The organism is Cupriavidus sp. PET2-C1, assembly GCF_054515855.1.
Map to the genome: position 1 here is coordinate 2,321,778 of NZ_CM137259.1, position 21,572 is coordinate 2,343,349.

Sequence of the window (21,572 nt, forward strand, 5' to 3'; positions counted from 1 at the left end):
GGGGATAGCCCGCATGGATTTCCTCCGGAGGTAAACGTAGCGCCGCAGGCGCGAAGGCGTGAGGGATCGAAGCCGAATGGCCGAGACGGCGAAGTCGGCACGGGGCGCGGCGGCGCTTTGCGCCGACACGCTGCACACATCCCGCCTCATCAACACCCACGATGGCAAAGCACAGCGTCCGTGGGAAAGCCATGGCATTATGGAAAATCAGCGCATAACCAAGGTGGGCCGCACAAGCACAGCGTCCATGGCAATTCAAACAGAAGGGGCGAAATGCCCGCTGCACGGAGCGCAGAGAAAACAAAAAATGAAAGGGAAGAAATCTTGATGGAGCAGGAGAACATCGTCCGCTACTGGCATGCAGTCGAATTGCTGCAGCCGCAATCGGCGCCCAAGCTCAAAAAGCGCAGCAGCACCTATGGGGCATTCTTTCATGACACGCCCAGCACGCGCCCCATCCCTCCCTGGGCACCCGGGAGTATCGTTAGCAAGCAAGCGCTTCCCGACAAGCGCGAATGGAGTCACACGCTCTATGCCCACCTGTACGACAGCCGGCTCGTCGCCGCTGCGCTCAAGGAGCTGTACGGTGCCGACCAGGGCTACCGCGAGCCGCAACACCGAGAGTCGGCGCTGTTTGCCGCGAAGTTCACCATGGCCGGGCAACTGGTAGAGAACAGTTTCGTGCTCTCCAGCGAAGCCTGGTTCCTCGGGCGGGCGCTGGCCGGACGGGATTGGACGCGCGGATTCGAGGACGATCAACGGGCCGCAGCCGAACAAGCACAAACGCAACTCCAGGGGCAGGTTTCCGGCGATGCCCTGCGAGACCTCACCCAGTGGGTGCTGCAGTTCCTCGGCGTGGCGGACTTCTTTCCAGCCGAGGGGCATCCGCCGCTGCGATTCCGCTCCCAGCCCGTCAAACCCGACAAGCCCGCTTCGGAGGACGATCCGCTCAACAGCTTCCTGCTCGAAGACCTGGCAGTTGTCGCCGACAGCATCCGCAAGGGCGTCACAAGCGAAGCGCTAAACCAATACCTGCGCCGCCACGATCCGCAGCCACGCCTGCACATCGACGCCGACGTTGCCTCCCAGTCACTGATCGAACGGCTGATGCCACAGGCCTATGCCGACAGTTGCTGGCCTTCCGAGCGGCACCTGGGGCTTGTGCATTCCCAGCAACTGGCTGTGAACACCGTTCTGTCCACGCTTGCTGGCGGACAGGGGCTGCTGGGAATCAATGGCCCACCGGGCACGGGCAAGACGACCCTGCTGCGCGACTTGATCGCCGCCATCATCACCAGCCGAGCCGACGTGCTTGCCACGCTGCGCCGTGCATCCGACGGCTTCGCCAGCAACGCGCGCGAAGCCAGCAACGATGGCGGCAAGGAGCAGGTAGCCTACAAGCTCAATCCTTCGCTGTACGGTTTCGAGATTGTGGTCGCTTCGTCCAACAACGGCGCCGTGGAGAACGTCACCCTCGAACTGCCCCAGCGCGACAAGATTGACGAGAGCTGGCTGCCCGAGGCCGAGCATTTCGCTGACTTGGGCGAGTTGATCACCGGCAAGCCGGCCTGGGGATTGATCTCTGGTGCACTGGGCAGCAAGGCGCGGCGTAAGACGTTCGTGGATCGCTACTTCTACGGCCAGCGTCCGTCGGCCAGCCAAAACAGGGTGGACAACAACGAGGAAGCCAGCGACGACACTGACGATGAGATTGTCGCCAAGGCCTTGTTTGCTGGCCCTGCTACTGTGGCCGAGACCGATGGTGAGCAAGCGGCTTCGCAACAAAAGAAAGTGCCGCAAGGCCTGATGGCATGGCTGGGCACGCACAGCCAGCGCAACAAAGAGCGTGGACCGGAACAACGCCAGGCACTGTGGCAGCAAGCTGTCGCGGAGTACGAGGCGGCTAAAGCGCAGGTTCGCGCCGCAAGCGCCGATGCTTGCCGCATCCGCGCACTGATCCAGGTCTTGCAATCGACAAGGAAGAAGATTGCCGAGGCAACCGCCACTGTGCAGGCGCTCGAACAGCGCCTGGCGCGCACGGCAGAACAGCTAGCGCGCTTGGATGCCGAGGAAGGCCGCCCCGCCAATGCGGCATTCAAACATGCACTGGAAGCGCTCGCACGGCACCAGGCCAGCAAGCCTGGGTTCTGGGCAAACCTACGCAGCCTGTGGGGAGCGTCACGCGCCTGGAACGCTGCGCTGACGCTGCTACAAGACCAACGTGACCACGCCAAGGCCGAGTCTGATCGGGTCGCACGGCTCGCTAAGCAGTTCGAGTCCTCCAGCCAGCAACTGGAACGGCAGATCGCCGCTGCACGGCAGGCGTTGCGGCAATGGCAAGCGGAGGATCAATCCCTGACGAAACAAGCCAGCGATTTGGCCACCGCCTGCCGAGCCGACCATCTGCTGGCATGGCTACGCAGTGGCGTCATCGGTCGCGGCGACGCCACCGAACTGGCCGAGCCCTGGAACATCGAGGGCTGGCGACAGGCCCGTGCGCGCGTCTTCATCCAAGCACTGAAGCTGCATCGGACGTTCTTTGAGCTGGAGGCCGCGCGGATTCGCTCCAACCTGTTCCTGATCAACGCGCTGTTGACCGGCCCGCGCCTGCAGGGGCTCTCGCGCGATGCGATCCGCTCGGCCTGGGCTTCGCTGTTTATGGTCGTGCCGGTACTCAGCAGCACCTTTGCCTCGTTCGCACGCTCGTTCTGCTCGCTGGGTCCTGAGGAAATCGGCTGGCTGCTGGTGGATGAGGCCGGACAGGCGACCCCGCAAGCGGCGGTGGGCGCACTGTGGCGCTCCCGGCGCGCGCTGCTGGTGGGCGACCCCCTGCAACTCAAGCCCATCGTTACCGTGTCCGACGCGGTGCTGGAACACATGCGCACGCGCTACCGCGTCGATGCACATTGGCTCCCCAACAGACAGTCTGCACAGACCTTGGCGGACCAGGCTACGGCGTGGGGCCGCATGGCGGGACCGGCCGACAGCAAGACATGGGTGGGGTTGCCACTGGTCGTGCACCGACGCTGCGACAAGCCGATGCACGGGCTGGCTAACCGCATCGCCTACGACGGCGCCATGGTGTACGGCACCATCGCACCGCGAGCCGACAAGGAAACCCGCGCCCGACTGCCTACGGGATGGATCCACGCCAGTGGAACATCCGACGGGAACTGGGTGCCGGCCGAAGGAAAGGCCCTTCGGGCACTGCTCGCATTGCTGCGCGAGGACGGCGTGAATGCTGCCGACATCTCGGTCATAACGCCCTTCAAGGCTGTCCAGGAGAACCTCAAACGCCTGCTTGGCGACACGATGGTTTCCGGCACCATCCACACCATGCAGGGCAAGGAAGCGCCGGTTGTCATCATGGTGTTGGGCGGGAATACAGAAGGTCCCAGCGCACGCGACTGGGCAGTCTCGGAGCCCAACCTGCTGAACGTGGCGGCAACGCGGGCGAAGCGGCGCTTCTACGTGATCGGCGACCGCAACGACTGGCAAAACCGCTCTCTGTTTTGCGATGTCATGGATCTCTTGCCGCTCCAGCACCTTCCCGAGTGCGAAGCAGTAGTGATGGCCCAATCGCAGTAATCCTGCCGGGCTGGGATCAGTCCGCGCGCGGGCCGTACACCGTCCGGTGAAGGCAAGCCCAAGGTATTCAGCGCATAGATCAATGTGAAATCGTGAACCATCATCATCGCTCCATCCGCTTGGCTTCCCACCGCATCAGCGCGCCATGATGCGTGCCAGCGCCTCCGCCAACTGACCTCGATCTGCCTCGCGCTTGGCCGCTGTGCGCAGCGCTAGGTTGTGCAGCTTGCGCCGAACGCCCGGCAGATCGGCCGCATGGGCAAGCCCGATCAAGCTGAAATCCGGCTGCTCATCTTCGACGGATTGCAGAAAGGCGCGCGACGGCTCATCCAGCCACGCTGCCACGCGCTCCAACAGGCGCTCGCGGCTCTGCAGCAGGGCCTCGACCTCGATGGGCTCGGTCGTCATGCCCTTGAAATGGGCCTCGAAGGTGGCCTCGAAATCCGCAGGCACGCGAGGCACCAGCATCTCCCAGGCCGGCTTGGGGCTGCACGTCAGGTACACGAGAAAGGTGCGCCAAAGCACTTCGTCCGCTCGCTCGTCCTGCAGCAACAAGCCCACGTCGAAGAGATCGCGTGGATGCTGCCGCGACAGCGCCGCCGCCAGCTTGCCGGCATACAGGTCAGCAAAATCCAGCACCTGCACCTCGGCGAAGCCGAACGCATCCTCCACCCTCGGACGCACAACCATGCTGCGCACTGGATGCACCGTGCCACGCATGACCGGCGTTGTCTCGATCTGCACGCGCGCGCGGCCGCGGCTAGCCACCAGCCGCGTGACCGTCCCTGCGCCCTCGCCCGCCGAGGTCTGCACCTGCAGTTGCAACGGGCGAGCGCGCAGTACATCTGCCAATTGTCCAAGGGCTTCGGCAATCAGCTTCGCATCCTCGGCATAGTCGTGAACCGGCAGCCAGGCCAGATCGATATCCACCGACAAGCGCGGCAGGTCGTGCTCGAAGAGGTTGATGGCCGTGCCGCCCTTGAGCGCGAAGCGCGGCTCCTGCGCGAGCACCGGCAGGATCTCGACCAGCAGCCGCACCCGATCGGTGTAGCGCCGGTCCCAATGGTCAAGCCAGGTGCTCATCGAGGTCTCCCGGCAGGGTGATCTGGTAAGTCGGATGCAAACGCCCGCCGGGTACCAGCGCGCGCTTGCCCCGGCCCAGCTCGACCCCATCGAGGGGCACATGTGACAGCCACGCATGCTTGTGGCGTTCGGCCAGGGCCAGGAACAGCCGCTTCGCCTTGATGCTGCGGCAGCGGCGCAGCATCAGGCCGACACGCTGCGGCCGCAGCGTCGTCATCGCCTGCATCAGCGCATCAGCCTCATAGACCAGCGCCGCATCCGACACGCCATCGCACAGCTCCAGCATGGCCCGCTCAGGCGTGGAGCACACCAGCGCCGACTCGGCACCCGAGTCCATCCGATGCCACGCCAGCCCCTGCCCGGCCAGCACGGACTCGGACACCTCGGCCGTGAACGGCACGGCAGGCAGATCGAACGGCCCCTTTCCCAGGAACGCGAAGCGCTCCTGCAATGGCAGCTTGCCCACCCAGCCCGGCGGCCGCTCCGGCCCATAGAGGGTAATCGTCCCGGCATCGCCGAGGCGCAGGTAGTGCTCGTGCCCTTGCAGGGTCAGCGCGAAGCGCCCCCCCGCATGCAGCGGCATCCCCTCCCCGGCTTGCAGGCTTCGCACCACTCCATCCCACTGCAGACGCCCGCCCTGGCGCATGTACACGCCACGGGCCGGCGACACCAACCAGCCACTGCCGACATAGCGTGCGACGAGGCTGTTCGAGTAGCCGTGCGCCCGCAGCCAGCGGCTGGAAACCAGGCGCGTATCGCCCAGTTCGGCCAGCAGACGGTTCAGTTTTCCTGTATTTTGTTCACCCATAGTGCTCAAAATACAGTTTTCTCGAACACTTGCCAAGACTCGATGGTTCGACAGATGAGAAATTCGATCACTTACAGTGATCTTTTTGCGACAACGGCAAACCACCCGTCGCCCATCGGCAGCACGCACAAGGATCCTCATGCCATCCTCCTCTCACGCGGTCGCACTCAGCACCGGCACCACCACGTTCTCCGGCATCAGCTTCGGCACGTAGGTCTGGCCGTCGATCCATGCATCGACCATGTTGGCCCACTCCTGCAGCATGTGGCGCCGCTGCTCGGCGTACTCGGTCTTGTTGGTTCTGGAAGGCCGGCAGGATGTCCCGATCGACGATGCTCTTGCGCATCGCCTTGGTGCCGTCGGCCATTCGGGCATCCGCCAGCCACTTGTCGGCCACGTCGCCAAAGGTCTTGGCGGCGGTCAGTCAGCGCTTTTCGCGCTGCTTCTCAAGTGCGGGGGACTTGCCCTGGGTGACGGCCTTCTTGGCGTCAATCAGCTTCTCACGCGCCAGGGCGAGCGAGACGCCGGCCGGCCCATAGCGGCCGATGGTCAGCGTCTCGCGGCGGCCGTTGAGACGGTAATCGTAGCGGAAGGTGACGGTACCGACGGGCGATACCGTCACGTACATGCCATCGCGGTCAAAAGCCTTATAAGTCTTGGACTTAGGCTTGAGGTTGCGCAGTGCGGTGTCGGTAAACATCGAGGTTTTTCCTCCTGTTCATGACGGCTTTTACCGTCAGGGGCCAGGAGACCTGCTGATGCCGGGAAAGCCGCATAAAGCCAGCTTTCCCGAAGAGTGTTTTACCGTCAAAGACCGGTTTGGTCCGGATAGTAAACGGGAGGGTCTTAATCCGGCCTCCGGTTCCTACCGTCACTTCTACCGCCAATCCGTTTCGCTGCCCGGTGATAGTCACCGATAGCTACCGCGACGTATTTTCTTTAAAATCAACACGTTACGGCGGATTTTCAATAGGTTTCGATAGTCCCCGAAGAACCTGATTTCACTCCCACTCGATCGTCGCCGGCGGCTTGCCCGACACGTCGTACACCACGCGATTCAAACCACGCACCTCATTGATGATGCGGTTCGAGCAGCGGCCCAGCAACGCGTACGGCAAATGCGCCCAGTGCGCCGTCATGAAGTCGGTGGTCTGCACCGCGCGCAGCGCGACCACGTAGTCATAGGTGCGGCCGTCGCCCATCACGCCAACCGACTTGACCGGCAGGAACACCGCAAAGGCTTGGCTGGTCAGGTCGTACCAGCTCTTGCCGACTTGCGAAGGCTCGCACATGCCGGCAGCGGCATCCTGCTCGGTAGCAACCGTGCCACGCAGCTCTTCGATGAAGATTGCGTCGGCGCGGCGCAGCAGTTCGGCGTAGTCACGCTTGACCTCGCCCAGGATACGCACACCCAGGCCCGGGCCCGGGAACGGGTGGCGGTAGACCATCTCCGGCGGCAGGCCGAGCGCCACACCGAGCTCGCGGACTTCGTCCTTGAACAGGTCGCGCAGCGGTTCGAGCAGCTTCAGGCCGAGCGTCTCCGGCAGGCCGCCCACATTGTGGTGGCTCTTGATGGTGGTGGCCTTCTTGGTTTTGGTGCCGCCGGACTCCACCACGTCGGGGTAGATCGTGCCTTGGGCCAGCCACTTCGCGTTGGTCAGCTTCTTGGCCTCGGCCTGGAACACTTCGACGAACTCGCGGCCGATGATCTTGCGCTTTTGCTCCGGATCGGTCACGCCGGCCAGGTGGCCAAGGAACTGCTCGGATGCGTCGATGGCGATGACCTTGGCGTGCAGGCGGCCGGCGAACATGTCCATCACCATCTTGCCTTCGTTCAGGCGCAGCAGGCCGTGGTCGACGAACACGCAGGTGAGCTGGTCGCCGATGGCGCGGTGGATCAGGGCTGCGGCCACCGAGGAATCGACGCCACCGGACAGGCCGAGGATCACTTCTTCGTCGCCCACCTGTTCGCGGATCTTGGCGACGGCTTCAGTGATGTGGTCATGCATGACCCAGTCAGGCTTGGCGCCCGCGATCTTCAGCACGAAGCGCTCCAGGATGTCGCGGCCCTTGGCGGTATGCGTGACTTCCGGGTGGAACTGCACGGCGTAGTAGCCGCGCGCTTCGTCGGCCATGGCGGCGATCGGGCAGCTGGGCGTGGACGCCATCAGCTTGAAGCCCGGCGGCAGCTCGGCGACCTTGTCGCCGTGGCTCATCCAGACCTTGAGCATGCCGTGGCCTTCGGCCGTGGAGAAATCTTCCAGGTCCTTGAGCAGCGCGGTGTGGCCATGCGCGCGCATCTCGGCGTAGCCGAACTCGCGATGGTCGCTCCACTCCACCTTGCCGCCCAGTTGCACGGCCATGGTCTGCATGCCGTAGCAGATGCCCAGCACCGGCACGCCGAGGTCCCACACGGCCTGCGGCGCGCGCAGCTGGTGGTCTTCGTAGGTACTGGCGTGGCTGCCGGACAGGATGATGCCCTTGGGCGCGAACTCGCGCACGAATTCGTCCGTGACGTCGTTCGGGTGGATTTCGCAGTAGACGTGCGCTTCGCGCACGCGGCGGGCGATCAGCTGCGTGACTTGCGAGCCGAAATCAAGGATGAGGACTTTGTCGTGCATGATGGGCGGATGGCGTTTCGTCCGGTGCGGGCTCGGTCATCACTTCGGTGCCCGGACCATAGCCGGGCGGCGGCGTGACACTCGGCTCGCGCCGGTATTCGGGTGATTGCGGCCGGCGTGCCACGGGGACTGTGCCGGCATCCTTGTTTTGCGTCTCTTTTTGCAGCTCGCGTTGTTCACGCTGCTCGCGTTCGCGCACGCGTACGCGCTTGGCGGCCGGGATCTGCACCGCGGCGAAGAAGGCCAGGACCGCGGCCAGCACCGGCAGCCAGATCTTTCCGGCGCCCTGCACCGGCAGGTCGAACATAAGCATCCACGCCACGATCAGCACCGCGCTGGCGAGGTTGACCTGCCCGACTGTTCGCGCCACCGCCACCGTGAGCTGCCCGTTGACGGTTGCCTGCCACAGCAGCAAGGCCAGGCCGGTCAGGGCCACGCCGAGTAACTGCCCGTACATCGCGGGCTGCGGCTGCGGCAGTTGCAGCGCGCTATAAAGGGTCGTGAAAGGCGACAGCAGCATGACGATGCCGAGCAGCAGATTCAGCAACGCGTCCAGAAACAGCACGGCACGCAGCAATACTTTCATGAGAACTCCTTCGGCCAGGCGCTCGGCCTGGCTTGGGGGCGGCGCCGGTTGGCGCGGCCGGCGCGCGGCTGCGCGGGATCCGGGAATCCCGCACAGCCGCCAGTTCATAAAGACCTGCCGGGTCGACTCACTGACACCAACTTAGTCGATGTAGTAGTTCGGCGCTTCCTTGGTGATCTGCACGTCGTGCACATGCGACTCGCGCATGCCCGCGGCGGTGATCTGCACGAACTCGGACGTCTCGTGCCAGTCGGCGATCGAGCTGCTGCCGCAGTAGCCCATGGAGGCACGCACGCCGCCGCACATCTGGTGGATGATGGCGGTGACCGAGCCCTTGTAGGCCACGCGACCTTCAATGCCTTCGGGGACCAGCTTGTCGACGTTGGCGGTGTTGTCTTCCTGGAAGTAGCGATCTGCCGCGCCGTCCTTCATCGCGCCGACCGAACCCATGCCGCGGTAGCTCTTGAAGGAACGACCCTGGTACAGGAACACTTCACCCGGTGCCTCTTCGGTGCCGGAGAACATGCCGCCCATCATGACCACATGCGCGCCGGCAGCCAGTGCCTTGGCGATGTCGCCCGAGTAGCGGATGCCGCCGTCGGCCACCAGCGGCACGCCGGTGCCCTTGAGGGCTTCGGCCACGTTGGAGACCGCAGTGATCTGCGGCACGCCCACGCCAGCGACGATGCGGGTGGTGCAGATCGAGCCCGGGCCGATGCCGACCTTGACGCCGTCGGCGCCATGATCGACCAGCGCGCGCGCGGCAGCACCGGTGGCGATGTTGCCGCCGATCACCTGCACTTGCGGGTAGTTCTGCTTGACCCAGCGCACGCGGTCCAGCACGCCCTGGCTGTGGCCGTGGGCGGTATCGACCACGATCACGTCCACGCCGGCCTTGACCAGCAGGTCCACGCGCTCGTCGTTGTCAGGGCCCACGCCGACTGCGGCACCGACCCGCAGCTGTCCGCGGTCATCCTTGCTGGCCAGCGGATGTTCCACTGCCTTCTGGATGTCCTTGACGGTGATCAGGCCGTTGAGCTCAAAGTCCTTGTTGACCACCAGCACGCGCTCGAGGCGGTGGCGGTTCATCAGGCGCTTGGCGTCTTCCAGCGATGCGTCTTCGCCCACCGTGACGAGCTTTTCGCGCGGCGTCATCTTGGCGCGCGCAGGCGCATCCAGTTCTTCCTCGAAACGCAGGTCGCGATTGGTGATGATGCCGACCACGGTCTTGCCTTCCACCACCGGGAAACCGGAGATGCCGTATTGATGTGATAGTGCAATCACATCGCGGATCTTCATGTCGGGGGGAATGGTGATCGGGTCACGCAGCACGCCGGATTCGTAGCGCTTCACGCGCGCCACTTCCCGGGCCTGGTCAGCCGGCTTCAGGTTCTTGTGGACAATGCCGATACCACCGGCCTGCGCCATGGCAATTGCCAGGCGGGCTTCCGTGACGGTATCCATGGCGGCGGATACCAGCGGAATGTTCAATTCGATCGAACGGGTCAGGCGGGTACGGAGCGAAACATCCCGGGGCAGTACCGACGAATAGGCCGGCACGAGGAGCACGTCATCGAATGTGAGTGCTTTCTGGACAAGACGCATAGCAATTCCTCTAGGCGCAAAACCGAATTATACAGGAATGGCACGTTTCTTGACGCGCCTGCGAGTGCCCTTGTTCAAGTCTGCTATGCTCTTTGTCTTTTTTTCAGGGATAGGCAAGCCACAATGGGTATTGGCGTACTGTGCGGCCTGCTGGCCGGCGCCTTCTGGGGCATGGTGTTTATCGCCCCCAAGCTGCTGCCCGTATTCTCCCCCTGGGAACTCGCGATCGGCCGCTACCTGGCCTATGGGCTGGTTGCCTTCATCGCCGCGCTGCCGCTGATGAAGCGCATTGCGCGCAAGCTCACGCGCGCGGACTGCCTTGCGCTGCTGCGCCAGGCCTTCACCGGCAACCTGCTCTACTACGTGCTGCTGGCGTTCGGCGTGCAGCTGGCCGGCGTGGGCCCCACCTCGCTGATCATCGGCATCCTGCCCATCTCCGTCACCATCATGGGCCGGCGCGACCATGGCGCCGTGCCGCTGTCGCGCCTGATCTGGCCGTTGCTGGTGGTGGCCGCCGGCATCGCCTGCATCAATATCGACCTGTTCGCCGGCGGCGGACACGCGCACGGCGCTGCCGCGGGTGAGGTGGTGCGCACTGTCTGGCAACGGCTGGCCGGCGTGATGTGCGCGGCTGGCGCGCTGGTGTGCTGGACGCTCTACGCGGTCGACAACGCACGCTACCTGCAGCGCAACCCGCAGTACAGCGGCAATGAATGGTCCGCGCTATATGGCATCTCCACCGGCGTGGTGTCGGTGGTGCTCGCGCTGCTGGCACTGCTGGGCTGGCTGGTGGCCGGCGACAGCCTGGATGCGGCCAGCGGCGGCCGCGACTGGCAGTGGTTCTGGATGGTCAACGCGGCCGTGGCGCTTGGTGCGTCGCTGATCGGCAACAACCTCTGGAATATCTCCAGCCGCCGCCTGCCGCTTACGCTGTCGGGGCAAATGATCGTATTCGAGACGCTGTTCGCGCTGGCGTACGGCTTTGTCTTCGATCACCGCCTGCCGCGCCCGCTGGAGATCGCGGCCATCGCGTTGCTGATGATTGGCGTGGCCTGGTCGGTACGCTTGCACGCCGTCGACAAGTCTGCCTAAACTAGCGGCCAATCCCGGCAGCCAAGGGCGCGCGCGTCACTCGCACAGCGGGGCTCCAGCCCTGCGCGCCCTGCTGCCGCATTCACTATCACCGCAGGCTGCCCCAACACGCTAAGCCATGAAACGATCGACCGCGCACATCAAGCTCGCCACGCTGGCCGCCCTCGCCTGCCTGTGCCAGGCAGCCACCGCCCAGGTGGATTCGCCATGGCAGTGGCGCGACGGCAGCGGTCACATGGTCTACAGCGACGTGCCGCCGCCGCCCTCGGTGCCGGCCGCCCGCGTGATCAAGGCACCCGGCCGCTTTGCCGGCAGCTTGCGCCCGGTCGAGCCGCCGGGCGGCTCGCCAGCCGCGGCAACCGCGGCAGCCAGCCCCGCAGGCGTTGCCGCCGCCACCCAGACTGCGCCGGCGCCGGGCGCAAAGGGCAATGGCAACGTGAAAGCAGAGTCCATGGCAAATGCCGAGGAAGCCTTCGAGAAACGCCGCGCCGCGCAGGCGAAGGCCGAGGCGGATCAGGCTGCCAAGGACCTGGCCGCGCAGGAACGCCAGGTGCGCTGCGCGCAATCGCGCAACTATGCGACGTCCTTGCAGCAGAACCGCCGCATTGCCGTGTCAGCGCCCGATGGCTCGCCGCAGCAACTGAACGATGACGAGCGGCAGGCCGAATTGCAACGCATCAACACCACGCTCGCGCAAAACTGCACCTGAGCACCCGAGCACCTGCGCGCCGGGGCCTGTCAGCCGCCACGCAGCCATTTCTGCCCTTCGCGGGTGCCGCCCTTGCGGGTCTTTTGCACGCGCCGGTTGCGCGCCGACTGGGGATCGGCGACCAGCGGGCGATAGACCTCGACGCGGTCGCCGGCCCGCACCAGGGTATCCGGCGTCTTGAGCTTGCTGAAGATGCCGACCCGCATGGTGGCGGGATCCACTTCCGGACAAGCCTGCAGCAGGCCCGAAGCTGCGATCGCGGCGACAATGCTGGTGCCGGCGGGCACCTCGACCTCCTTCAGGAAGGCGTCGCCTGGGCGGGCATAGCAAACCGAGATGCGCACCGGGGCCGCGGTGCCGGCGTCGTGCTCAGCCATTGCCGTAGACCATTTCGGCACGCTTGACGAACGCATCGACAAACGTATTGGCGATCATGCTGAACACCGGCCCGATGATTTTCTCCAGCAGGAAGCTGGAAAACTCGTAGTGCAGGTGGAATTCGATCTTGCAGGCATCCTCGCGCAGCGGCGTGAAGCGCCAGGAACCGCTGAAGGTCTTGAAGGGGCCGTCCTCGAACACCATATCGATCTTGGTAGGCCGCTCCTGCGTATTGCGGGTGTGGAAATACTGCTTGATGCCGTTGAAGTGGATGTAGATCTTGGCGTCGAGCATCGTCTCGGTCTGCTCGAACACCTCCACGCCACCGCACCAGGGGAGGAACTTGGGATAGTCCTCGACTTGCGTGACCAGGTTGTACATCTGCTCGGCGGAATGGCCGAGCAGCACGGATTTATGGACGTCTGCCATGTAGTGGGGAATCATGGCCCGCGCGGGCGCCGCCAGCGCCATGACGCACTGCGGAATCCACCGGAGCGGGCCGGTTTGCTAGAATCGTGATTTTAGCCCACGCGCGCGCCGACGGCACCCGGGACGCGCACGATAGCGCCCAAACCGTGGCCTGAAGGCCTTGCACGGCCCTGCAGCGCCTTTCCCCTTCGTTTTTTGGTGTTTGTTTTACTTATCTCCATTTCCACTATCCGGACCGCATGACCATCGCAGACAACAAGAAAGCCTTTTTCGACTACTTCATCGAAGAGCGATATGAGGCGGGGATCGTGCTCGAGGGCTGGGAAGTCAAGGCGATCCGCGCGGGACGCGTGCAGATCAAGGAAGGCTACGTGGTCATTCGCGATGCCGAGCTGTTCCTGATCGGCGCCCATATCAGCGCGCTGAACAGCGCCTCCACCCACATCTCGCCCGACGCGGTGCGCACCCGCAAGCTGCTGCTCAAGGCAGAAGAGATCAAGCGCCTGATCGGCAAGGTGGAGCAGCGCGGCTTCACGATCGTGCCGCTCAACCTGCACTACACGCGCGGACGCGTCAAATGCGAGATCGGCCTGGCCAAGGGCAAGAAGATGTTCGACAAGCGCGAAACCGAGAAGGACCGCGACTGGCAGCGGGAGAAGGCGCGCATCATGAAGGGCGCGGGCAAGGAGTAAAAGACCGAGGCAGCCCGGCGGCACGCCGCAAGACTGCCTGCTCTGCGCAAGCCCGCTTCTTCAAGCCCCCTCGCTTCAAGCCCCCTTCTGCTGGCCTTTGACGATCTGCAGCGCCGACGCAATCATGGTGCTCATGTCGCCAAGGTTGCCCGGCACGATCAGCGTGTTGCCCTGCTTGGCCAGGTTGCCGAAGGCGCTCACGTACTCCTCCGCCACCTTCAGGTTCACCGCCTCCATGCCGCCGTCCGTGCGGATGGCATGCCCGATCTTCTCGATGGCCTGCGCGTTGGCCTCGGCCACCGCCAGGATCGCCGAGGCCTCGCCCTGCGCCCGGTTGATGGCCGCCTGCCGCTCGCCTTCGGACTTCTGGATGGCGGCCTCGCGCGCGCCCGTGGCCAGGTTGATCTGCTCCTGGCGCTTGCCCTCCGACGCGGCGATCAGCGCGCGCTTTTCACGCTCGGCGGTAATCTGCGCCTGCATCGCATGCAGGATTTCCTTGGGCGGCGTGAGATCCTTGATCTCGTAGCGCAGCACCTTCACGCCCCAGCTCGCGGCGGCCTCGTCCAGCGCATTGACCACGCTGTGGTTGATGTACTCGCGCTCCTCGAAGGTCTTGTCCAGCTCCAGCTTGCCGATCACCGAGCGCAGCGTGGTCTGCGACAACTGGGTGATAGCCACCACGAAATTGCTGGACCCGTAGGATGCCTTCATCGGGTCGGTCACCTGGAAATACAGCACGCCGTCCACCTGCAATTGCGTGTTGTCCCTGGTGATGCAGATCTGGCTCGGCACATCGAGCGGGATTTCCTTCAGGACATGCTTGTAGGCCACGCGATCGATGAAGGGCAGCACGACGGTCAGCCCCGGCGTCAGCGTGGCGCGGTACTTGCCGAGGCGTTCCAGCACCCAGGCATGTTGCTGCGGCACGATCTTGAAGCTTTGCGCCACCAGCACGATGACGGCGACCAGGATCAGCAGGGGCAGCAGGCTGCCGAAGAATTCGAACATGGGACCTCCGTGACGGGGTTGAGAAAAGCGAACAGCAGAAAACGGGGAAAACGGGGTAAAAACCGGGGGCGCGCCCTGCCTTGCTCTATCGCGGGCTGACGAAGAGCGTGTTGCCGCGCACCTCGACGATGCGAAAACGCCCAGGCGCTGCCGGGCCGGCCGCCTGGAGTTCCACGTCCCAGTCGGTGCCGCGGTAACGCACGCGTGCCCGCCCGGCCTCACCCCAGGCTGGTACCTCGAGTTCCTGGCCGATGTCCGGGTTGACGTTGGGATCGCGCTCTGCCGCGTCGCGCCTCACGCGCCCATAGCGGGAGCGCCGCAGCGCGACGAAGCCGGCTAGCGCCACCAGCGCCGCCACCAGGGTCTGGGCGGCTGCGCCAAGCCCGGCCAGCGCACCCAGGCCACCTGCCGCGGCGCCAAGCGCCACCATCAGCAAATACAAGGTGCCGAGCCCCAGTTCCGCGATCACCAGCACCGCGGCCAGCGCAAACCAGATGTAGTACGGCGCCATCTTTGCCTCCTTGCTTACCTGCTTACCTACGTTTGTCCTGGCCACGGCCAAAACAAAAAACCCCCGCAGCGCCAGAGCGCCTGCGGGGGTTCGGAACACCTGGCGCAGGGCCGGTGTACCGCTATTGTGACGTCAAATGCCTCAGGAAGCCAGTTGCTTCCAGGTATCGACCACCGAATCCGGATTCAGCGAGATCGACTTGATGCCTTCCTTGGCCAGCCACAGTGCAAAGTCCGGGTGGTCCGAGGGGCCCTGGCCGCAGATGCCAACGTACTTGTCCAGGCGCAGCGCGGTAGAGATAGCGCGCGACAGCATGAACTTGACGGCCGGGTCGCGTTCGTCGAAGTCCTTGGCCAGCAGCTCCATGCCGGAGTCGCGGTCCAGGCCCAGCGTGAGCTGGGTCAGGTCGTTCGAGCCGATCGAGAAGCCGTCGAAGTACTGCAGGAACTCTTCAGCCAGGATGGCGTTGGACGGCACTTCGCACATCATGATGACGCGCAGGCCATTCTCGCCGCGCTTCAGGCCGTGCTTGGCCAGCAGGCCGATGACCTTCTCGGCCTGGCCGAGCGTGCGCACGAACGGCACCATGATCTCGACGTTGGTCAGGCCCATGTCGTCGCGCACGCGCTTCATGGCCTTGCATTCCATCTCGAAGGCTTCGGCAAAGTCCTCGGAGATGTAGCGCGAGGCGCCACGGAAACCCAGCATGGGGTTTTCTTCGTCCGGCTCGTAGCGCGAACCACCGATCAGCTTCTTGTACTCGTTGGACTTGAAATCCGACAGGCGCACGATGACGGGCTTCGGGTAGAACGCCGCCCCGATGGTGGCGATGCCTTCGGCCAGCTTGTCCACGTAGAACGCACGCGGGCTGGCATGGCCGCGGGCCACGCTTTCCACGGCCTTCTTCAGGTCGGCATCGACTTGCGGGTAGTCGAGGATGGCCTTCGGGTGGACACCGATGTTGTTGTTGATGATGAACTCGAGGCGGGCCAGGCCAACACCCTGGTTCGGGATCTGGCAGAAGTCGAAGGCCAGTTGCGGGTTGCCGACGTTCATCATGATCTTGACGTCGATCTCCGGCATTTCGCCGCGCAGCACTTCGGTGACCTCGGTTTCCAGCAGGCCATCGTAGACGCGGCCTTCATCGCCCTCGGCGCAAGACACCGTCACCAGCGTGCCGTCCTTGAGCAGGTCGGTGGCGTCGCCGCAGCCGACCACGGCGGGCACGCCCAGCTCGCGCGCGATGATGGCCGCGTGGCAGGTACGGCCACCGCGGTTGGTCACGATGGCGGCGGCGCGCTTCATCACCGGTTCCCAGTTGGGATCGGTCATGTCGGCGACCAGCACGTCGCCGGGCTGCACGCGTTCCATTTCGGACGGGTCATTGATCACACGGACGCGGCCGGTGCCGATCTTCTGGCCAATGGCGCGGCCGCTGGTGAGCACGGGCGCGGTGCCCTTGAGCTTGAAGCGCTGCTCTGCCTTGCCGGCGGACTGGCTCTTCACCGTTTCCGGGCGGGCCTGCAGGATGTAGATCTTGCCGTCGCGGCCGTCCTTGCCCCACTCGATGTCCATCGGGCGGCCGTAGTGCTTCTCGATGATCATCGCGTACTTGGCCAGCTCCGACACATCGGCGTCGGTGATGGAGTAGCGGTTGCGCAGTTCGATGGGTACGTCGACGGTCTTGACGCGGCCGGCTTCGCCCGGCGCGGTGAATTCCATCTTGATCAGCTTGGAGCCGATCGAGCGGCGGATGATGGGGTACTTGCCCGCTTGCAGCGTGGGCTTGAAGACGTAGAACTCGTCCGGGTTGACCGCGCCCTGCACCACCGTTTCGCCCAGGCCGTAGCTGGAGGTGATGAAGACGACATCGGGGAAGCCGGATTCGGTGTCGATCGTGAACATCACGCCTGCGGCGCCCACATCCGAGCGTACCATGCGCTGCACGCCGGCGGACAGCGCGACGATGTCGTGCGCGAAGCCCTTGTGCACGCGATAGGAAATGGCGCGGTCGTTGTACAGCGAGGCGAACACGTGGCGGATCTTGTCCAGCACATCGTCAATGCCGCTGACGTTGAGGTACGACTCCTGCTGGCCGGCGAACGATGCATCCGGCAGGTCTTCGGCGGTAGCCGACGAGCGCACGGCGAACGAAGCCTCGGCGCCTTCGCGCTCTTCGGCACGCGCGTAGAACTCGCGGATTTCCTTTTCCAGGCGGGGCTGGAACGGCGCTTCGACGACCCAGTTGCGGATTTCGGCACCGGCTTCGGCCAGGGCCTTGACGTCGTCGACGTTGAGGGCCTTCAGGCGATCGGAAATGCGTTGGGTCAGGTTGCTGTAGGCGAGGAAGTCGCGGAAAGCCAGCGAAGTGGTGGCAAAGCCGCCGGGCACACGCACGCCAGCCTCGGCCAGCTGCGAGATCATCTCGCCGAGCGACGAATTCTTGCCGCCCACGGTTTCCACATCTTCCTTGCGCAACTGCTCGAACGGCAGCAGGTATGCGCCGTCAATTGCCGGGTTGTTCATAAAAGCCTCAAAACAAAGTAAGAAACCTGTTGCTGACGCCCGGAATATTGTTGGAGTTCTGCTACCGGACGGATCGCTTGGCTAAACAGCCCCAGCGGCTCACAATCGGTGTGCGATCGTGATTGCTGCAGCGCACATTGTTGACAATTCGTGGCCGAATCGTTGTGCCAACAGCGCTGGCGGAATTGCTTAGCGAAAAGATCGCCGCTATTCTACCGTGCCGCACCGCACTTTCGCGGAACGCGGATTCAAAAATAATTGTCCATACATGTCCTTCCCCGACGCTCCCCAGCCCGACGCTCCCGCCGCGCCAATTGCGCCGCAGCAACCCCAGGAACCGCGTAAGGAGGAGGAGCGCCCCGCCATCCGCACAGTCTTTATCGTCTCCGATGGCACCGGCATTACCGCCGAAACCTTCAGCCACTCGATCCTGGCCCAGTTCGAGATGCGTTTCCGCAAGGTGCGCATGCCGTTCGTCGACACGCCCGAAAAAGCGCACATCGCGGTAGGCAAGATCAACGAGGCCTTCTACGCGGAAGGCGTGCAGCCCATCGTCTTCACCACCCTGGTCAACCAGGAGTCGAACAAGGCGATCCGCCGCGCCAAGGCCATGATCCTGGACATGTTCCAGACCTTCATCGAGCCGCTGGAGAAGGAGCTCGGCCTGAAGTCCACCCATGCGATCGGCCGTTTTCACCAGAATGCGGACACCGAGGCGTACCAGAACCGCATCGAGGCGATCAACTTCTCGCTCGCGCATGACGATGGCCAGTCGCACAAGAACCTGGCCGAGGCCGACATCATCCTGGTGGGCGTGTCGCGCAGCGGCAAGACCCCGACCAGCCTGTACCTTGCCATGCAGTACGGACTGAAGGCGGCCAACTACCCGCTGATTCCCGACGACTTCGAGCGCGGCAAGCTGCCCACCGCGCTCTACGCGTTCAAGAGCAAGATCTTCGGGTTGTCGATCAATCCGCAGCGCCTGGCCGAGATCCGCAACGAGCGGCGTCCGGGCAGCAAGTACGCCGCGCCGGAAAACTGCCGCTACGAGGTCAACGAGGCCGAGGCCATGATGCGCCGCGAGGGCATCAAGTGGCTGTCGTCCACCCACAAGTCGATCGAAGAGATCGCCACCACGATCCTGCAGGAGATCAAGGTGGACCGCGACAGCAACTATTGAGTCAGGCTGACGCCGCACGGCGGGCGCGCGGGCCCGTCAGTACGGCGAAGTGGTGGCAGGCTTAGCCAGGGCGGCGCTGCCGCACCGCCTCGAACAGGCAGATCGCCGTCGCGGCCGCCACATTCAGCGACTCCAGCCCGCCCGGCTGGGGAATGCCCACCGTGCGGCTGACCTTGGCCATCCATTCCGGGCTCACGCCCGCACCTTCATTGCCGACCACCCAGCCTACCGGTGCGCGCAGGTCGGTGTCGAACACGGCTGCCTGCGCGTGCGAGGACGTGGCCAGCAGCGGCACCGCCAGGCGCGGCGCCAGCATGTCGAGCGTGCAGTGCTCGACAATGTTCAGGTGAAAATTGGCGCCCATGGCGGCGCGCAGGGTCTTGGTGGACCAGGCGAAGGCGCTGCCCGTGACGAGGAAGGCGTGCTGGATGCCTGCGGCCGCGGCGCTGCGCAGGATAGAGCCGACGTTGCCGGCATCCTGGACGCCGTCCAGGATGATGCAATCGGTGTCGATATGCGACGGCAGGTGGCCGGAGGGCGTTTCGATGACCAGCATCAGGTCGATGCCATTGACCACGCCGGCGATCAGATCGAACAAGGCATCCGCCAGCAGGACCACGCGCTCGGGCTCGATCTGCCTGAGCAGCTGCGCCACCTCGGCATGATCGTAGTGCCGCTCCGACACCACGCACTGCACCGGCTGGCCCAGCGCATCCAGGTAGGCTTGCGCCAGGTGCACGCCATCGAGCACCGACTGCCCTGCCTTGCGGCGCGCGTGCGTGGAACCAGTCAGTGCCTTGAGGTGCTTGAACAGCGCGTTTTCGCGCGACGTGACGTGTTTCACAGTAGCGGCTCCGGGAGTGCTGGCGCCGGGATGGCGGCCACGGGCGCGATCCGCCCCATCGCGATGGCTTCGCGCACGGGCGCGAATGAGCGCCGGTGGTGCGGCGTGGCGCCGAATTCGGCAAGCGCGGCCAAGTGCTGCGGCGTGCCGTAACCGGCGTGGGCATCGAAGCCGTACTGTGGGTACGTGGCGTGCAGCACCAGCAGCTCGCGGTCGCGCGCCACCTTGGCCAGGATGGAAGCCGCCGAGATGGCCTGCACCTTGGCATCGCCTTTGACGATGGCCTCGACCGCAAAGCGCACCTGCGGGCAGCGGTTGCCGTCGACCTGCACCAGGTCCGGCTCCAGGCCGGAATCGGCCAGGCCATGCACGGCACGCTGCATGGCCAGCATGGTGGCATGCAGGATGTTGATCGTGTCGATTTCTTCCACCGAAGCCTGGGCGATATGCCAGCCCAGGGCGCGCTCGCGAATCTCGTCGAACAGCGCTTCGCGACGGCGCGCGGTCAGCACCTTGGAGTCCGCCAGGCCCTGGATCGGGCGAGCCGGATCCAGCACCACGGCGGCGGCATAGACCGGGCCGGCCAGCGGGCCCCTGCCCGCTTCGTCCACGCCGCACAAGTGGCGTACCTGCGCGGCGGTGCCGGCAAGGTCAAAGCCGAGCTGGGCCGAATCGCCCTTGGCGGTGGCTGTGGGTCGGCGCGCCATTACACGCCCCTCCGCTGCCGGATCAGGTCGGCGACCACAGCCGAAGCGATCTCGGCGGTATTGCGTTTAAGCGTCTGGTGCATCTGGGTGAAATGGTCCCGCAGGAACGCGGTATTGCCTTCGTCGTTCAACTGCAGCAGCGTCTCGCGCGCCAATGCCTCGGGCGTGGCGTCATCCTGCAACAATTCGGGCACGACAAAACGCCCCGACAGGATGTTGGGCAAGCCCACATACGGCAGGTAACCCTGCCGCTTCATGATCTGCGCGGTCAGCCAGGGCACCTTGTACGAAATCACCATGGGCTTCTTGTACAACGCGGCCTCCAGCGTGGCGGTACCGCTCGCCAGCAGGATCACGTCGGCGGCTTCCATGGCCAGGTGAGACTGCCCGTCGATGACGGTCAGCGGGATCTGCGGATACTGCTGGTGCAGGCCCGCGACGATCTCTCGCAGCGGCGCGCTGGCAATCGGCAGCACAAAGGCGAGATTGCCGTCCATGCTGTGCATGCGCGCCATGGCCGCGAAGAACGTCGCGCCCAGGTTGCGCACCTCGGATTGCCGGCTACCGGGCAGCACGGCCACCACGCGTGGCCCGGCTGGCAGGCCAAGCTTCTCGCGGGCACCCTGCGTGTCCGGCACCATCGGGATCACGTCGGCCAGCGGATGGCCCACATAAGTGGCGGGAATGCCGGCACGGGCGTAGATCTCCGGCTCGAACGGGAACAGGCACAGGATGTGGTCGACCGCGCGCGCGATGGTGCGGATGCGCCCGCCGCGCCAGGCCCAGATCGATGGGCTGACAAAGTGCACCACCGGAATGCCGGCACGGCGCAGCGGCACTTCGAGCCCGAAGTTGAAATCTGGCGCGTCCACGCCGATAAAGCACAGTGGCGGCTGCGCCAGCAGCTTTTCCTTGATGGCGCGGCGCGTGGCGAGAATCTCGCGCAGCGAGCCCAGCACCTCCACGTAGCCGTTGACCGAGAGGGTGTCCATCGGCCATTGCGACTCGAACCCCTGCGCCATCATGCGGGGGCCGCCAATGCCGGCGTAGCTCACTTCACCGAGGCGGGCCTTGAGCCCACCCATCAGCAGGGAGGCAAGCAGGTCGCCAGAGTTCTCGCCAGCCACCATGGCAATGGTGCCGCGATTGCCCGCGCCCGCCGCAACCGGCGTGGCCTCCATGGCCGGTAGGACACCTTCGACCAT

19 protein-coding genes and 1 pseudogene are annotated in these 21,572 nt (G+C 64.8%); 6 read left to right on the plus strand and 14 right to left on the minus strand.

Annotated features, from left to right (window positions below; translation table 11 throughout):
• Positions 1–76 precede the first annotated feature (76 nt).
• Both ACX12D_RS10525 and ACX12D_RS10530 read left to right on the plus strand, forming a co-directional pair.
• On the plus strand, positions 77–328 hold the full coding sequence (locus tag ACX12D_RS10525) for a hypothetical protein (RefSeq protein ID WP_459371092.1): 252 nt from the start codon (positions 77–79) through the stop codon (positions 326–328).
• Positions 328–3,588: a DEAD/DEAH box helicase gene (locus ACX12D_RS10530; protein ID WP_459371093.1), complete on the plus strand. Its 3,261-nt coding sequence runs from the start codon at positions 328–330 to the stop codon at positions 3,586–3,588. The genes ACX12D_RS10525 and ACX12D_RS10530 overlap by 1 nt, the downstream gene beginning before the upstream one ends.
• A 135-nt stretch (positions 3,589–3,723) precedes the next feature.
• Here ACX12D_RS10530 and ACX12D_RS10535 read toward each other — a convergent pair whose 3' ends face one another.
• The 6 genes and pseudogenes from ACX12D_RS10535 to guaB all read right to left on the minus strand — a co-directional run bounded on the left by ACX12D_RS10535 (position 3,724) and on the right by guaB (position 10,291).
• Positions 3,724–4,671 (minus strand): nucleotidyl transferase AbiEii/AbiGii toxin family protein, encoded by a 948-nt coding sequence (locus ACX12D_RS10535; RefSeq protein WP_459371094.1) that lies wholly within the window; start codon positions 4,669–4,671, stop codon positions 3,724–3,726.
• Positions 4,655–5,479 carry a type IV toxin-antitoxin system AbiEi family antitoxin domain-containing protein gene (locus ACX12D_RS10540; protein ID WP_459371095.1) on the minus strand — a complete coding sequence of 275 codons (825 nt, stop codon included), beginning with the start codon at positions 5,477–5,479 and terminating at the stop codon, positions 4,655–4,657. The genes ACX12D_RS10535 and ACX12D_RS10540 overlap by 17 nt, the downstream gene beginning before the upstream one ends.
• A gap of 295 nt (positions 5,480–5,774) precedes the next feature.
• Positions 5,775–6,179, minus strand: a pseudogene (locus ACX12D_RS10545) (tyrosine-type recombinase/integrase); the annotation flags it as partial.
• 301 nt (positions 6,180–6,480) lie between these two features.
• Positions 6,481–8,100, minus strand: a complete 1,620-nt coding sequence (gene guaA / locus ACX12D_RS10550) for a glutamine-hydrolyzing GMP synthase (protein WP_459371096.1) — start codon at positions 8,098–8,100, stop codon at positions 6,481–6,483.
• Positions 8,075–8,686 (minus strand): hypothetical protein, encoded by a 612-nt coding sequence (locus ACX12D_RS10555; RefSeq protein WP_459371097.1) that lies wholly within the window; start codon positions 8,684–8,686, stop codon positions 8,075–8,077. The genes guaA and ACX12D_RS10555 overlap by 26 nt, the downstream gene beginning before the upstream one ends.
• Before the next feature lie 141 nt (positions 8,687–8,827).
• Positions 8,828–10,291 (minus strand): IMP dehydrogenase, encoded by a 1,464-nt coding sequence (gene guaB / locus ACX12D_RS10560; RefSeq protein ID WP_006163509.1) that lies wholly within the window; start codon positions 10,289–10,291, stop codon positions 8,828–8,830.
• A gap of 123 nt (positions 10,292–10,414) precedes the next feature.
• On the opposite strand from guaB, the gene ACX12D_RS10565 reads away from it, so the two are divergent.
• Complete coding sequence (locus ACX12D_RS10565; RefSeq protein ID WP_459371098.1) at positions 10,415–11,383, plus strand: DMT family transporter; 969 nt, start codon at positions 10,415–10,417, stop codon at positions 11,381–11,383.
• 118 nt (positions 11,384–11,501) lie between these two features.
• The gene (locus ACX12D_RS10570; RefSeq protein ID WP_459371099.1) at positions 11,502–12,092 is read left to right on the plus strand and encodes a DUF4124 domain-containing protein; all 591 of its coding nucleotides are present in this window, start codon (positions 11,502–11,504) and stop codon (positions 12,090–12,092) included.
• A 29-nt stretch (positions 12,093–12,121) separates the two neighbouring features.
• Here ACX12D_RS10570 and ACX12D_RS10575 read toward each other — a convergent pair whose 3' ends face one another.
• Together ACX12D_RS10575 and ACX12D_RS10580 are read right to left on the minus strand one after the other, a co-directional pair.
• Complete coding sequence (locus ACX12D_RS10575) at positions 12,122–12,469, minus strand: RnfH family protein (protein ID WP_459371100.1); 348 nt, start codon at positions 12,467–12,469, stop codon at positions 12,122–12,124.
• Positions 12,462–12,899 (minus strand): type II toxin-antitoxin system RatA family toxin, encoded by a 438-nt coding sequence (locus ACX12D_RS10580; RefSeq protein WP_150983478.1) that lies wholly within the window; start codon positions 12,897–12,899, stop codon positions 12,462–12,464. Before ACX12D_RS10580 ends, ACX12D_RS10575 begins: the two co-directional genes overlap by 8 nt.
• Before the next feature lie 239 nt (positions 12,900–13,138).
• Here ACX12D_RS10580 and smpB point away from each other — a divergent pair, with 239 nt between their 5' ends.
• The gene (smpB, locus tag ACX12D_RS10585; protein WP_006164727.1) at positions 13,139–13,591 is read left to right on the plus strand and encodes an SsrA-binding protein SmpB; all 453 of its coding nucleotides are present in this window, start codon (positions 13,139–13,141) and stop codon (positions 13,589–13,591) included.
• Between the two features lie 75 nt (positions 13,592–13,666).
• Here smpB and ACX12D_RS10590 read toward each other — a convergent pair whose 3' ends face one another.
• From ACX12D_RS10590 to ppsA, 3 genes are all read right to left on the minus strand, one after another.
• The gene (locus tag ACX12D_RS10590; protein ID WP_459371101.1) at positions 13,667–14,599 is read right to left on the minus strand and encodes an SPFH domain-containing protein; all 933 of its coding nucleotides are present in this window, start codon (positions 14,597–14,599) and stop codon (positions 13,667–13,669) included.
• 85 nt (positions 14,600–14,684) lie between these two features.
• Positions 14,685–15,110, minus strand: a complete 426-nt coding sequence (locus tag ACX12D_RS10595; RefSeq protein WP_459371102.1) for an NfeD family protein — start codon at positions 15,108–15,110, stop codon at positions 14,685–14,687.
• A gap of 141 nt (positions 15,111–15,251) precedes the next feature.
• The gene (ppsA, locus tag ACX12D_RS10600) at positions 15,252–17,636 is read right to left on the minus strand and encodes a phosphoenolpyruvate synthase (RefSeq protein ID WP_459371103.1); all 2,385 of its coding nucleotides are present in this window, start codon (positions 17,634–17,636) and stop codon (positions 15,252–15,254) included.
• 268 nt (positions 17,637–17,904) lie between these two features.
• Between ppsA and ppsR the strand changes: the two genes are divergently transcribed.
• Entirely contained in the window at positions 17,905–18,816 is a 912-nt protein-coding gene (gene ppsR / locus ACX12D_RS10605) for a posphoenolpyruvate synthetase regulatory kinase/phosphorylase PpsR (RefSeq protein WP_459371104.1), read from the plus strand.
• A gap of 61 nt (positions 18,817–18,877) precedes the next feature.
• Here ppsR and ACX12D_RS10610 read toward each other — a convergent pair whose 3' ends face one another.
• Genes ACX12D_RS10610 through lpxB form a run of 3 tightly spaced genes read right to left on the minus strand, consistent with a single transcriptional unit; the run spans position 18,878 to position 21,572 of the window.
• Complete coding sequence (locus tag ACX12D_RS10610) at positions 18,878–19,660, minus strand: TrmH family RNA methyltransferase (protein WP_183031204.1); 783 nt, start codon at positions 19,658–19,660, stop codon at positions 18,878–18,880.
• Positions 19,657–20,367, minus strand: a complete 711-nt coding sequence (gene rnhB / locus ACX12D_RS10615; RefSeq protein ID WP_441630353.1) for a ribonuclease HII — start codon at positions 20,365–20,367, stop codon at positions 19,657–19,659. The genes ACX12D_RS10610 and rnhB overlap by 4 nt, the downstream gene beginning before the upstream one ends.
• A complete protein-coding gene (gene lpxB, locus ACX12D_RS10620) occupies positions 20,367–21,572 on the minus strand; it encodes a lipid-A-disaccharide synthase (protein WP_459371105.1) in 1,206 nt (401 codons plus the stop codon). The genes rnhB and lpxB overlap by 1 nt, the downstream gene beginning before the upstream one ends.

What these genes read in the sequence shown, in the direction of transcription:
- ACX12D_RS10565 (WP_459371098.1), top strand. Translation starts at nt 10,415, where the DNA reads ATGGGTATTGGCGTACTGTGCGGCCTGCTGGCCGGCGCCTTCTGGGGC.
- ACX12D_RS10530 (WP_459371093.1), top strand. Translation starts at nt 328, where the DNA reads ATGGAGCAGGAGAACATCGTCCGCTACTGGCATGCAGTCGAATTGCTG.
- ACX12D_RS10575 (WP_459371100.1), bottom strand. Translation starts at nt 12,469, where the DNA reads ATGGCTGAGCACGACGCCGGCACCGCGGCCCCGGTGCGCATCTCGGTT.
- smpB (WP_006164727.1), top strand. Translation starts at nt 13,139, where the DNA reads ATGACCATCGCAGACAACAAGAAAGCCTTTTTCGACTACTTCATCGAA.
- ACX12D_RS10595 (WP_459371102.1), bottom strand. Translation starts at nt 15,110, where the DNA reads ATGGCGCCGTACTACATCTGGTTTGCGCTGGCCGCGGTGCTGGTGATC.
- rnhB (WP_441630353.1), bottom strand. Translation starts at nt 20,367, where the DNA reads ATGGCGCGCCGACCCACAGCCACCGCCAAGGGCGATTCGGCCCAGCTC.
- guaB (WP_006163509.1), bottom strand. Translation starts at nt 10,291, where the DNA reads ATGCGTCTTGTCCAGAAAGCACTCACATTCGATGACGTGCTCCTCGTG.
- ACX12D_RS10525 (WP_459371092.1), top strand. Translation starts at nt 77, where the DNA reads ATGGCCGAGACGGCGAAGTCGGCACGGGGCGCGGCGGCGCTTTGCGCC.
- ACX12D_RS10535 (WP_459371094.1), bottom strand. Translation starts at nt 4,671, where the DNA reads ATGAGCACCTGGCTTGACCATTGGGACCGGCGCTACACCGATCGGGTG.
- ACX12D_RS10540 (WP_459371095.1), bottom strand. Translation starts at nt 5,479, where the DNA reads ATGGGTGAACAAAATACAGGAAAACTGAACCGTCTGCTGGCCGAACTG.
- guaA (WP_459371096.1), bottom strand. Translation starts at nt 8,100, where the DNA reads ATGCACGACAAAGTCCTCATCCTTGATTTCGGCTCGCAAGTCACGCAG.
- ACX12D_RS10555 (WP_459371097.1), bottom strand. Translation starts at nt 8,686, where the DNA reads ATGAAAGTATTGCTGCGTGCCGTGCTGTTTCTGGACGCGTTGCTGAAT.
- lpxB (WP_459371105.1), bottom strand. Translation starts at nt 21,572, where the DNA reads ATGGTCGAAGGTGTCCTACCGGCCATGGAGGCCACGCCGGTTGCGGCG.
- ACX12D_RS10590 (WP_459371101.1), bottom strand. Translation starts at nt 14,599, where the DNA reads ATGTTCGAATTCTTCGGCAGCCTGCTGCCCCTGCTGATCCTGGTCGCC.
- ACX12D_RS10580 (WP_150983478.1), bottom strand. Translation starts at nt 12,899, where the DNA reads ATGGCAGACGTCCATAAATCCGTGCTGCTCGGCCATTCCGCCGAGCAG.
- ppsA (WP_459371103.1), bottom strand. Translation starts at nt 17,636, where the DNA reads ATGAACAACCCGGCAATTGACGGCGCATACCTGCTGCCGTTCGAGCAG.
- ACX12D_RS10570 (WP_459371099.1), top strand. Translation starts at nt 11,502, where the DNA reads ATGAAACGATCGACCGCGCACATCAAGCTCGCCACGCTGGCCGCCCTC.
- ppsR (WP_459371104.1), top strand. Translation starts at nt 17,905, where the DNA reads ATGTCCTTCCCCGACGCTCCCCAGCCCGACGCTCCCGCCGCGCCAATT.